We start from the raw sequence: 12,499 nt of genomic DNA, 5'->3' as shown, positions 1-12,499 counted from the left end.
CGCAATCGTTGACCCGCGCCCCGCAGGCCGCCGACCCGACGGGCGTCTAAAGAACTCAACCCCGACCGCCCCAAGAACTCAACTCCAAGCACCTCAAGAACCAAAACCGCTCCCCCCATCCCCCCTGAACCTCGTACACTCCCCCAAAAAACACAACATCCGGAGGAACAACATGCGCATTTTGCTGGTCGAGGACAACCTTGATCTGGGCGATGCCGTGGAAAGCAAATTGCGTCTGGCGGGCCACAGCGTGCAATGGGTGCATGATGGGCTGGCGGCGTTGCGTTGGGGGCTGGACGAGACCTGGGACGCGTTGGTGCTGGACATCAACCTGCCAGGCAAGGACGGGTTTTCGGTCATCCGCGAATTGCGCGCGGCCGGGCTGGAGGCGCCTGTCCTCGTCATGACCGCGCGTGCGGAAATCGAAGACAAGATCGACATGCTGGATCTGGGCGCCGATGACTACCTGGTCAAGCCCTTTGACCTGCGCGAACTGGAAGCGCGGCTGCGGGCGCTGATGCGCCGGCCGGCCGGGCAGACCAGCAGCACCACCCAGTACGGCAATCTCAGCCTGGACCTGGCGGGGCGCAGCGTCACGTTGTCGGGCGCGCCGCTGGAGTTGGGGCGGCGCGAATTCCGTTTGCTGGAGATCCTGGTGGGCCGGATCGGGCAGACGGTTGCCAAGGAAAGGCTGATGAACCAGTTGTTCGACCTGGATGACGGGTCGCTCAACGCGCTGGAGCTCCTGATTTCCCGCTTGCGCAAGAAGCTGGCCGGCGCGTCGATCGATATCGTTACCGTGCGCGGCGTCGGCTATCAGGCCCGCAGCCATGAGCATCCCTGAAAGCGCCTCCATCCGCCGCCGCGTCTTCACCTTGGGCGCGGCGCTGCTGGCGTGCGCGCTGATCGGGCTGGTGTTCTTCCTGCGCGATTACGCGCACCGCGCCGCCGAGCAGGCGTTCGACCGGCTGCTGGCGGCCTCAGCGCTGACCATCGCGGGGTCCGTGCAGATCGAGGACGATGGCGTGACCGTCGAACCGCCCGTGTCATCGCTGGCGATGCTGTCGGGCAGCGAACGCGTGTTCTACGAAGCGCGCACCTCCAATGGCCGGCTGATCACCGGCTACGCCGACCTGGCGCCCAACCTGCCGCTGGCGCAGGCGGCCACGCCCGTGTTCGCGTATGTGAGCTATCACGACGAGCCGGTCCGGGTGGCGACCGTGGGGCGGCTGGTGTCGGCCAGCCAGCATGCCGGCTGGGTGACGGTGCGCGTGGCCGAAACGCTGGGCTCGCGCGAAGAGCTGGCCAGCGAAATCCTGGGCCGCGGGGTCCTGCCGCTGTTGATCGTTTCGCTGGTGGCGCTGGGCTTGCTGTGGTTCGGCGTGCAGCGCGCATTTGCGCCGCTGGCCGTCCTGGAGCGCGACTTGCGCACCCGCGCGCCCGAAGACCTGACGCCGCTGACCACTCCCGTGCCCCGGGAGGTGCGCCGCCTGGTCGAAGCGCTCAACGCATTCATGCAACGCCTTTCCATCATCATGGATACCTTGAACACGCTGGTGGCCGACGCCACGCATCAAGTCCGCACGCCCCTGGCGTCCTTGCGCGCGCAAGCCGAGGTGGCGCTGGAGGAGACCGACCCCAAACGCCTGCGCGAACGCATCGGCCGCATCCACCTGAACGCCACGCATGCCAGCCAGCTGATCAACCAGCTGCTGATGGACGCCACCATCACGCACCGCCTGGGCAAAGGGCCGCGGGAGCCGGTGGGTGTGGCCGAAACCATCAACGAAACGCGTCGCCGCATCGGCCCGGTAGAGGCTGGAAGGCTGCGTATCGAGATCGCCCCCGAGGTGCGCCGCGCCCGGATCGCCGGCGACCGCGTGGCGCTGCGCGAAATGCTGCGCAATCTGGTGGACAACGCGTTGCGCTATGCGCCTGACGGCACCGTGGACATCCAGGCGACGCCGGTTGCGGGGTTCCGCGTGGCACTGACGGTCTCTGACCGGGGCCCCGGCATTTCCGACGACGAGAAAGAAGCCGTGCAACAGCGCTTCACCCGGGGACGTGCCGGGCAGTCGCAATCGGGCTCCGGCCTGGGGCTGGCCATCGTGCGTTCCGTCGCCATGGCCCACGGCGGATCGCTGTGGCTGCAAGACCGGCCGGGCGGCGGGCTGTCGGCACGGGTCATCCTGCCGCTGGCGCAACCCTCGGGACGCCATCTCGCCGCCTGGCTGGGCGCCCTGGGCGCGGCGGCGATGCTGCTGATGTCGGCGCCGGGCGACGTGCAGGCGGCGGACCTGGAAGAGATCGTCACGCACTACCCCGCGCCGCAGCCCACGTCGCGCACGCTGGTCATCGCGGGGCCGACCGACACGCCGGTCGTCGCGCCGCTGATCCAGGGTTTCCAGTCGCTGCGGCCGGACGTTTCGGTGACCTACCGGGAAATCGGCAGCCGGGACCTGTACGAAGCTACGATCGACGGCCGGTTGACGCAGGTGGACGTGCTGATGAGTTCGGCGTCGGACCTGCAGATCCGGCTGGCCAACGACGGCTATGCCCAAAGCTACGCGTCGCCCTACGCTCCCAAGCTGCCCTCGTGGGCCGTCTGGCGCAACGAAGTCTATGGCTTCACGTTCGAACCGGCCGTGATCGTCTACAACCCCAAGCGCTTTACGGAAGCCACCGTGCCGCGCTCGCGCCAGGACCTGCTGCGGCTGCTGGAACGCGAACAGTCGCGCCTGCAGGGCCGCGTCGGCACCTACGACATTGCCGCCAGCAGCGTGGGCTATCTGCTGGCCGAGCAGGATGAGCTGGTGTCGTCGAACTTCTGGGGGCTGGCCAACGCAATGGGGCAGGTCGGCGTGCGCCTGTCGCCCACCACCGCCCAGTTGCTGGACGCCATCGAGAACGACGAGATGGACCTGGGCTACAACATCCTGGGTTCGTACGCCCTGTCGCGCCAGGCCTCCGGCAGCAAGATCGGGGTGGTGTTCCCGCAGGATTATGTGCTGGTATTGGCGCGTTCCGTGCTGATATCGCGCCGGGCCCCCAGCCCGGACCTGGCGCGCGCGCTGGTGGACTGGCTCTTGTCGCCTGCCGGCCAGCAGGTGGCCTCCAGCCATGCGGCGCTGGGCTCCATCATGGAAGACACGCCCGGGCGCTGGACATCCGAGGCCGTGCTGGCGCGCTCCAGCGGCATCGTGCAGCCCGTGGTGCTGAGCCCCGCCCTGCTGGTGGGGCTGGATCAGCGGCGGCACTCGCGCTTCGTGCAGAACTGGGTGCGGCTGGTGACGGATACGCCCAAGCGGCCGTAGTCGCGCCCAGGGATTACCCCTAGCCGCAACCTGTCTCCATGACAGGACGACGACAGACGCCGCCTCCTAAGATGGGCGCAGGCTGGACCAAGATCCTGCTCAGACCAATTCCAATCGGAGACAACACCCATGCTTGCCAAGTCCCAACTGGCGGCCGCCTGCGCCGCTGCATTCGCCATTGCCACCGGCAGCGCCTTCGCGCAGGCCGTGCCCGCGGGTTACCCGGCCGACTATCAGAAGATCCTGGACGGCGCCAAGAAGGAAGGCAAGGTCGTCATCTATTCGACCACCGACACCAAGGCCGCCGGCCCCATCATCAAGGGCTTCGAAGCGCTGTACCCGGGCGTCAAGGTCGAATACAACGACATGAACAGCACCGAGCTCTACAACCGCTACATCAGCGAACAGGCGGCGGGCGGCGGCAGCGGCGACATCGTCTGGAGCTCGTCGATGGACTCGGCGCTGAAGCTGGCCACCGACTACGCCATGCAGTACAAGTCGCCCGAAGCGGGCAAGCTGCCGGCGTGGGCCGTGTGGAAGGATTCGGCCTACGGCACGACGTACGAGCCGGCCGTGTTCATCTACAACAAGCGCCTGATCCCCGCCAACGAAGTGCCGACCACGCACGGCGCCCTGGCCAAGCTGATCGCCAGCCAGCCGGACAAGTTCAAGAACAAGGTCACGACTTACGACATCGAGAAGTCGGCCGTGGGCTTCATGCTGGCCGTGCAGGACAAGGCCAATGACCCCAAGTACTTCGAAACGCTCAAGGACATCGCCAAAGGCGGCCTGATCGTGCAGTCGTCCACCGGCACCATGATGGAACGCGTGTCGTCGGGCGAAAACCTGATCGGCTACAACATCCTGGGTTCCTACGCCGAAACGCGCGCCAAGTCGGATCCGTCCTTGGGCGTGGCCTACCCGACCGACTACGCGCTGGTGCTCTCGCGCGTGGCGTTCATCAGCAAGAAGGCCAAGAACCGCAACGCCGCCAAGCTGTGGATGGACTACCTGTTGTCGCAGAAGGGCCAGGAAATCATGGCCAACCAGGCCGACCTGGCTTCGGTGCGTGACGACATCGAAGGCGACAACGACGTGGACGGCATGACCAAGAAGCTGGGCGCCTCGCTCAAGCCGATCCCGGTCAACGAAACGCTGCTGGACTACCTGGAACAGACCAAGCGCCTGCAGTTCATCAAGGACTGGCGCGCCGCGGCGGGCAAGTAATGCCGCGCGGATTCAGGACGGCGCACCCGGCCTGAACCGCCACAACGCGTAGCGGGCGGCACGGCGCCGCCCGCCTGACCGCCCCCGGGCGGGTTCTTCCCTGCCCGGGCGGCGCGACCGTCGCGTCATTTTCGACAACAGGATTTCCCCATGCAGTCATTGCGCAGAAAATGGCAGTCCCTGCCGCGCGGCGTGGTGGTGTTGATCACGGCACTGGCCATCTACGTGCCGCTGTCGTTCATCATCATCCAGAGCTTTCTCTCCGCGCCTTTCTTTGCCCCGTCCAAGGTCTTCAGCCTGGATGCGTTCCGCTTCATCTTCGCGGACCCCGATTTCTACAAGGCGCTGAAAAGCGGCTTCATCCTGGCCTTCGGGCTGGCCATCATCGCCATCCCGCTGGGCGGCATGCTGGCCTTCCTGATGATTCGTACCGACCTGCCCGGCCGCCGCTGGATCGAACCGCTGATCCTGGTGCCGGTGTTCGTGTCGCCGATGGTGCTGGGCTTCGGCTACGTCGTGGCCGCCGGCCCCGTGGGCTTCTTCTCGATCTGGGCGCAGAACATCCTGGGCTTCGTGCCGTGGAACGTCTATTCGCTGACCAGCATCGTCATCATCGCCGGCCTGACGCACGTGCCGCACGCCTACCTGTACATCTCGTCGGCCCTGCGCAGCATGGGTTCCGACGTGGAAGAGGCCGCCCGCGTCACCGGCGCGTCGCCGCTGCGCGTGATGGTGTCGGTCAGCCTGCCGATGGTGCGCCCGGCCATGCTGTACGCCACCGTGCTGCTGTTCTTCCTGGGCCTGGAGGTGTTCGGCCTGGTGCTGGTGCTGGGCGACCCCGAAGGCAACCTGGTGCTAGCGACGTACCTGTACAAGCTGACGAACAAGCTGGGCATCCCGTCCTACCACCTGATGGCGGCCGTGGCCGTGGTCCTGATCTGCATGACGATCCCGCTGGTGATGCTGCAGCGCCGCCTGATGCGCACCGCCAACCGCTTCGTCACCGTCAAGGGCAAGGCGTCGCGCGCCCGTCCGCTGCCGCTGGGCAAGTGGCGCTGGGTAGCCGGCGCCGTGGTGGCGTTCTGGCTGCTGGTCACCATCGTGGTGCCGTTGCTGGGCGTGCTGCTGCGGGCCTTCGTGTCCAACTGGGGCATGGGCGTGTCGCTGTTCGACGTGCTGTCGCTGGACGCCTTCCGCACCGTGTTCGCGCAGCCCAACCTGATGCGCGCCATCGTGAACTCGGTGGCCATCGGCGTGTTCGGCGGCGCACTGGCCGTGATGTGCTACATGTTCGTAGGCCTGGCGATGCACCGCAAGCCGGACAACGTCACGCGCTTCATGGACTACAGCGTGCTGGTGCCCCGCGCCGTGCCCGGCCTGCTGGCCGGCCTGGCGTTCCTGTGGGTGTTCCTGTTCGTGCCGATGTGGCTGGACAACGCGCTGGACGTGGACGAGAACGGCTGGCTGTCCGCCCTGCCGTTTGCCGAATGGCTGCGCGAGAACTTCATCGAATGGCTGCGCGCCATGCGCAGCACCATCTTCAGCGTGTGGCTGGCCTACACCGTGGTGTGGATGGCCTACGGCCTGCGCCTGATCTCGTCGACCCTGCTGCAAGTCGGGCCGGAACTGGAAGAGGCCGCCCGCAGCGCCGGCGCGCGCCGCGGCCAGGTCACGCGCCACGTCACGGTGCCGCTGGCCAAATACGGCCTGATCGGCTCGTGGCTGCTGATGTTCCTGATCTTCGAGCGCGAATACTCCACGGGCGTCTACCTGCTGTCGCCCGGCACCGAGACCATCGGTTCCATGCTGGTGTCGCTGTGGGCCTCGGGCGCCATCGACATCGTGGCCGCGCTTTCCTTCATCAATATCGTTCTGGTCGTGATCGGCCTGGGCATCGCCCTGCGATTCGGAGTCAAACTTCATGATTGAGCTTTCTGTAGAAGACCTGCACCTGGACTACGGCGACAACCCGGTGCTCAAGGGCGTGTCGATGCAACTGCGCCAGGGCGAAGTGGTGTCCCTGCTGGGGCCTTCGGGCAGCGGCAAGACGACCTTGCTGCGCGCGGTGGCCGGCCTGGAAGGCCCCAAGAAAGGCCGCATCACCATCGGTGACCGCATCGTCTACGACGGCGGCGCGCGCAAGGAGATCCCGGCCGAAGAGCGCAACCTGGGTCTGGTGTTCCAGTCCTACGCGCTGTGGCCGCACAAGACCGTCTTCGAAAACGTGGCCTACCCGCTGAAGCTGCGCAAGGTGCCGTCGGCCGAAGTGCGCGAACGCGTGCAGGCCGTGCTGGACCAGCTGGGCCTGGGCAAGCTGGGCCAGCGCCATCCGCACGCGCTGTCCGGCGGCCAGCAGCAGCGCGTGGCCATCGGCCGCGCGCTGGTGTACAGCCCGCCCGTCATCCTGCTGGACGAGCCGCTGTCCAACCTGGACGCCAAGCTGCGCGAAGAGGCCCGCGCCTTCCTGCGCGAACTGATCATCCGCCTGGGGCTGTCGGCCCTGATGGTGACGCATGACCAGAGCGAAGCCATGGCGATTTCCGACCGCATCCTGCTGCTGAACAACGGCAAGATCGAACAGCAAGGCACGCCCCAGGAAATGTACGGCTCGCCCTCCACGCTGTTCACCGCCGAATTCATGGGCAGCAACAACCGGCTGGAAGGCAAGGTCACGGAAGTGCGCGACGGCCGCGCCCGCATCGAAGGCCGCGGCTGGGCCTTGTGGGGCAAGGCCGGCGAAGGCGTGACCCAGGGCCAGGAAGGCACGGCGGTGATCCGGGTGGAACAAGTTCGCCTGGCGGACGACCCGGACGGCAACCACCTGGACATGCCGCTGTTGACCAGCATGTACCTGGGCGACCGGTGGGAATACCTGTTCCGCACCCCGGACGCGGATCCCGCCAACACGCTGGCCCTGCGCGCCTACGGGCCGGAAGGCCGCGAACCCGGCCCGTGCCGGCTGGCGCTGCCCGCCAGCAAGGTCTGGGTCTTCCCGCGCAAGGCGGCGTAACGCGCCCCGGCCGCCTGCATGCGGGGGGCCGCCCCTCGCGGCACGGCCGGACAAGTCCCGCGCACGGGCGGCCGCCCGGCTTGCCGCCCAATAGCTGTTACAAGCCGTTGGCCCGCATGCCGGGCAACGTGGACTCGACTTACAATGCGTCCGTGCAACGCCCTGATTCCCCCTCCCCGCTAAGCCGTTACCTGCGGTGGCTGGGCGCTCCCGCCCAGCACTACCTGCGAATCGGCATCGCAATATCGCTGTTGGTGCACGCCGGCGCGCTGGCGTGGCGCTTCGGCGCGCCCGCCTTTACCCGCCCGCCGGTGACCAGCCTGGAAGTCGTGCTGCTCAACGCCCGCAGCGAGACCCCGCCGGACACGCCCCGGGCCCAGGCGCAGAATCAGATGAGCGGCGGCGGCAACGCCGACCGCGGCATGACCACCACCCCACTGCCCCAGACCGGCGCCTCCGCCGAAACGATCGTGCTGGAAGCCATGCGCCGCCGGCAGGTGCAGCTGGAAGCCGAGCAGACCCGCCTGATGACCCAGCTGCGCTCGCCGGACAAAGCCGGCGCCGAGCGCCAGGCCGTCAACCCCTGGCCGGACGGCACCGACCTGGGGCAGGACTCCCAGGACCAGGCCAGCGTGATCCAGAACGCCCAGGTCGCCGCCCTGGCCGCACGGGTGCAGCAATACAGCGCCGAACCCCGCAAGCAGTTCGTCGCCCCGTCGGCCGAGGCCTCGCGCTATGCCGCCTACCTGGACGCCTGGCGCACCCGGATCGAGGCGGTTGGCACCCAGCACTACCCGGACGAGGCGCGCGGGCGCATCTACGGCACGCTGCGCATCACGGTGTCGGTCCGCAGCGACGGCAGCATCGCCAACGTGGAAATCGATCAGCCCTCGCCGCACGCGGTGCTGAACCAGGCCGCCCGCCGCATCGTCCAGCTGGCCGCCCCCTTCCCCCCATTCCCTCCCGATATCGCCCGCGATACGGACGTGCTGGTCATCACCCGCACCTGGCATTTCGTCAACGACACCCTGGAAACACAAGCCCCATGACCGAGGCGCCTCCTCTTGCCCGCTACGCCGTCATCGGCAATCCCATCGCGCATAGCCGCTCGCCTCAGATCCACGCCCTGTTCTCCCAGCAGACCGGCAAACCGCTGCGCTACGAGCGCCTGCTGGCGCCGGTGGACGGGTTTGCCGAAGCGGCCGCCGCATTCGTGGCGGACGGCGGGCTGGGCCTGAACGTCACGGTGCCCTTCAAGCTGGAAGCCTACGCGCTGGCCGCGGGCCGCTTGTCCGCCCGCGCCCGGCTGGCCGGGGCGGTCAATACCCTGTCCTGGCGCGATGGCGCCTGGCACGGTTGCAACACGGACGGCGTCGGCCTGGTGTCGGACTTGCTGCGCCTGGGGGTGCGCTTGAACGGCGCCTCGGTGCTGGTGGTGGGCGCCGGCGGCGCCGCCCGCGGCGTATTGCAACCGTTGGCGGAAGCCGGCTGCGCCCGCCTGCACATCGTCAACCGCACGGCCGCCAAGGCCCTGGCGCTGGCCGACGCCTGGCGCGACACCGGCGTGTCACCGCAGACCCGCGTCACGGCCGGCGGGCTGGGCGACGCGGCGCTCGCGGGCGGCTGGAACCTGGTGGTCAATGCCACGGCCAGCGGCCTGCAGGACGCCGCCCCGGACCTGCCCGCCGGCCTGTATGCCGACGGCGCGGCCGGCTACGACATGATGTACGGCGCCCAGCCCACCGCGTTCATGAAACAGGCGCAGGCCGACGGCGCCGCGCTGACGGCCGACGGCCTGGGCATGCTGGTAGGGCAGGCCGCCGAAAGCTTTTTCATCTGGCATGGCGTGCGCCCTGACCCGGCGCCCGTGCTGGCGGCGCTGCGCGAGGCGCTCATGGCGGGACGCTGAGCAGCATGGCGGCGCGCAAGGGCCGATCCTGGTTCCGGATCACCACCGGCGTCCTGATGGCGTTGGTGTGCCTGATCCTGCTGTACCAATTCTGGCTCTTCGCCCAAGTGGTCTGGTACAACTACCGCGACCCCGGCAGCAGCGCGATCATGCGCGAGGAGCTGTCCCGCCTGCGCGAAGGCAACCCGGACTTCAAGCTGCAGTACGAATGGGTGCCCTACGACAAGATCAACCGCAACCTCAAGCGCGCGGTGGTGGCATCGGAAGACTCGAACTTCACCGGGCACGACGGCATCGAATGGGACGCCATCCGCAAGGCCTGGGAGTACAACCAGCGCCAGGAAGAAGCCGGACGCAGCAAGATGCGGGGCGGCTCCACCATCACCCAGCAGTTGGCCAAGAACCTGTTCCTGTCCAGTTCGCGCAGCTACATCCGCAAGGGCCAGGAACTGGTCCTGACCTACATGATCGAACACGTCATGACCAAGGAACGGATCCTGGAGCTGTATCTGAACGTGGCCGAATGGGGCGTGGGCGTGTTCGGGGCGCAGGCGGCCTCCAAGCACTACTTCAACACCACGGCGGCCAACCTGGGCGCCAGCCAGGCCGCGCGGCTTGCCGCCATGCTGCCCAACCCCCGCTTCTATGACAGCCGCCGCAATTCCAACTACCTGAACTCCCGCGTCGGCGTGCTGACCCGCCGGATGCAGATGGTTGACATCCCCTGATACCCAAATCCACGCCATTCCGTCAGGCCTTCCCCACCCTTAGCGGCGGGATTTGTTAAGCTTTCACGTTTACGCGCTCCCTTTCCTTTTCATGCGTACCGCACGTCGCTACCTGGCCCGCGAGATCTATCGCTCTTGTGCAGTGGTCCTTATGGCCCTGCTGGGTCTTTTCACGTTCTTCGCGCTGGTGGACGACCTGGACAACGTGGGCGACAAGTTCTCCATGATGGCCCTGCTCTACATGCAGGCGTTGGCCATTCCCACCCGCTTGTACGACCTGCTGCCCATCGGCCTGCTGATCGGCGCGATCCTGGCGCTGGCCGGCCTGGCGCAGCGTAACGAACTCGTCATCTTGCGCGTCTCGGGCGTCAGCGGCATGCGCCTGCTGCGCATGCTGTGGATCGTCACCATCCCGCTGATGATCGGCGCGGCCCTGCTGTCGGAATACGTTACCCCCTGGGCCGAGATCAAAAGCGGCGAAGCCAACCTGCTGTTCCGCGGCAAGGCCGGCGGCGACCGCTTGAAGAGCGGCTACTGGTTCAAGGAACCCACCGCCAACGGCGGCACCCGCATCATCAATATCGGCGAGCTCAAGGGCGACGGCCAGGTGGCCAACATCACCCTGTACGAATTCAAGAAAGACCTGACGCTGTCCGTCCTGTCCACGGCCCCCACCGGGCTGTTCGCCCACGGCGACCTGGTGCTCAAGGACGTGGCTGAAACGCGGCTGGACGACGAGGCCTCCGAGGCGCTGGCCAACGCCCGCCCGCCCAAGAATCCGCCCGCCACCGTCGTGAAGGTGCCTGAGCGCACGGTCGACACCACCCTCAGCGCCGAACGCCTGCTGGCCCGTGTGCTGACCCCCGAACGCATGTCCATCGTCACGCTGCTGGACTATGTGGAGTATTTGCGCGACAACCAGCTGCAATATGGTCGACAGGTTGTCGCCCTGTGGCGCAAACTGGCGTATCCGTTCACCTTGCTGGTGATGATCACGATTGCGGCCCCCATCGGACTGATGCAGACGCGCCGCGGCGGCGTGGGCGCCAAGGTCTTCATCGGCATCCTGCTGGGCGTGGGCTTCTTCATGCTGAACCAGCTGGCCCTGAACGTAGGCATGCTGGGCAAGTGGCCGCCCTGGCTGACCGCCCTGGGTCCGAACCTCGGCGCCATGGCCCTGGCACTGGGCGCGATGACCTACATGGAATACCGACACACCTTTACCCGGTTCGTCCAACAACGCTGGCCTTGGAGCAAGAGTCCCGCATGAACGGCAGTATCTGGATGATCGGCGACGTGCAGGGGTGCTGCTCGCCGCTGGATCGCTTGCTGTCCCACCCCGATCTGGTCGGCGACCCGCAGTCGCGCTTCTGGTTCGCCGGGGACCTGGTCAACCGCGGCCCGCAGTCGCTGGAGACCCTGCGTCGCATCATCGACCTGGGCGACCGCGCGACGTCGGTGCTGGGTAATCATGACCTGCACCTGCTGGCCGCCGCGGCCGGGGTGCGCAAGCCGTCGAAATCGGACACGCTCGAAGACATCCTTCGCGCGCCGGACGCGGCCGACCTGATCAACTGGCTGCGCTTGCGCCCGCTGGCCCATTTCGAACAAGGCCACCTGCTGGTGCACGCCGGCACGCTGGCAAAATGGGACGTCGCCAAGACGCTGTCCCTGGCCGGCGAAGTCCAGGACGCCCTGCGCGGCCCAAACTGGCAAAAGGCGCTGCAAAAGATGTACGGCAACGAGCCGTCCACGTGGAAGGAAGACCACAAGGGCGGCAAGCGGATGCGGGTGATCATCAACGCGCTGACGCGGATCCGCCTGTGCACGCCGAACGGACACATGGAATTCGCAACCAAGGTCGCCCCGGGCGCCTGGCCACCGGGCCTGGTGCCCTGGTTCGACGTCCCGAATCGGGCCACCCGGGACATCACGACGGTTTTCGGGCATTGGTCGACGCTGGGATTGCTGCAGCGGCCAGACGTGATCTGCCTGGACACCGGATGCGTGTGGGGGGGTGCGTTGACGGCGTTACGGTTGCAGGATCGGAAACTGGTGCAGGTGAAGTGTTCGCAGTTTCAGAATCCGTTGTCTGAGTGAATGGCGTTTTTTAGGGCGGGCTGGGGGCTTCGTTGGTTGCGGCTTCGGGCTTCGTCGGTGCGGTCGGGGTGACTTCGTAGGACGCCCATCGTCGGGGTCGGGTGGGTGGCGCGCGCCCACGATTGCGGTCCGGAGCCTTCGCTCCGGACGTCCCCGTCGTCATCTTCGTCCAGGCCTGCGGCCTTCCCTTCAGATTCCCTCGGGCGCATCA

10 protein-coding genes are annotated in these 12,499 nt (G+C 67.1%); all 10 read left to right on the top strand.

Features of this window, described 5'->3' with window-relative positions:
* Nucleotides 1-172: 172 nt before the first annotated feature.
* The 10 genes from ACO6D5_RS27645 to ACO6D5_RS27600 all read left to right on the top strand — a co-directional run bounded on the left by ACO6D5_RS27645 (nucleotide 173) and on the right by ACO6D5_RS27600 (nucleotide 12,288).
* Nucleotides 173-844: a response regulator transcription factor gene (locus ACO6D5_RS27645; protein WP_006226649.1), complete on the top strand. Its 672-nt coding sequence runs from the start codon at nucleotides 173-175 to the stop codon at nucleotides 842-844.
* Nucleotides 831-3,314, top strand: coding sequence for a sensor histidine kinase (locus ACO6D5_RS27640; protein ID WP_485827166.1), 2,484 nt, complete (start codon nucleotides 831-833; stop codon nucleotides 3,312-3,314). The genes ACO6D5_RS27645 and ACO6D5_RS27640 overlap by 14 nt, the downstream gene beginning before the upstream one ends.
* Nucleotides 3,315-3,443: 129 nt before the next feature.
* Complete coding sequence (locus ACO6D5_RS27635; protein ID WP_315847266.1) at nucleotides 3,444-4,541, top strand: extracellular solute-binding protein; 1,098 nt, start codon at nucleotides 3,444-3,446, stop codon at nucleotides 4,539-4,541.
* A 150-nt stretch (nucleotides 4,542-4,691) separates the two neighbouring features.
* Nucleotides 4,692-6,470, top strand: a complete 1,779-nt coding sequence (locus tag ACO6D5_RS27630; RefSeq protein WP_315847265.1) for an ABC transporter permease subunit — start codon at nucleotides 4,692-4,694, stop codon at nucleotides 6,468-6,470.
* Nucleotides 6,463-7,551, top strand: coding sequence for an ATP-binding cassette domain-containing protein (locus tag ACO6D5_RS27625; protein WP_315847264.1), 1,089 nt, complete (start codon nucleotides 6,463-6,465; stop codon nucleotides 7,549-7,551). The genes ACO6D5_RS27630 and ACO6D5_RS27625 overlap by 8 nt, the downstream gene beginning before the upstream one ends.
* Nucleotides 7,552-7,667: 116 nt before the next feature.
* Nucleotides 7,668-8,600: a TonB family protein gene (locus ACO6D5_RS27620; protein ID WP_485827165.1), complete on the top strand. Its 933-nt coding sequence runs from the start codon at nucleotides 7,668-7,670 to the stop codon at nucleotides 8,598-8,600.
* Nucleotides 8,597-9,460, top strand: a complete 864-nt coding sequence (gene aroE, locus ACO6D5_RS27615) for a shikimate dehydrogenase (protein ID WP_315847262.1) — start codon at nucleotides 8,597-8,599, stop codon at nucleotides 9,458-9,460. Before ACO6D5_RS27620 ends, aroE begins: the two co-directional genes overlap by 4 nt.
* A gap of 5 nt (nucleotides 9,461-9,465) precedes the next feature.
* Nucleotides 9,466-10,188 (top strand): monofunctional biosynthetic peptidoglycan transglycosylase, encoded by a 723-nt coding sequence (gene mtgA / locus ACO6D5_RS27610; protein WP_315847261.1) that lies wholly within the window; start codon nucleotides 9,466-9,468, stop codon nucleotides 10,186-10,188.
* Nucleotides 10,189-10,279: 91 nt separating this feature from the next.
* Nucleotides 10,280-11,458, top strand: a complete 1,179-nt coding sequence (gene lptG / locus ACO6D5_RS27605) for an LPS export ABC transporter permease LptG (protein WP_315847260.1) — start codon at nucleotides 10,280-10,282, stop codon at nucleotides 11,456-11,458.
* Nucleotides 11,455-12,288 carry a symmetrical bis(5'-nucleosyl)-tetraphosphatase gene (locus ACO6D5_RS27600; RefSeq protein WP_315847259.1) on the top strand — a complete coding sequence of 278 codons (834 nt, stop codon included), beginning with the start codon at nucleotides 11,455-11,457 and terminating at the stop codon, nucleotides 12,286-12,288. Before lptG ends, ACO6D5_RS27600 begins: the two co-directional genes overlap by 4 nt.
* Nucleotides 12,289-12,499: the final 211 nt, after the last annotated feature.

The sequence above is a fragment of the Achromobacter sp. genome, assembly GCF_057314935.1.
The sequence above is the reverse complement of the archived record's forward strand: the minus strand, read 5'-3'. Positions and strand labels throughout refer to the sequence as shown.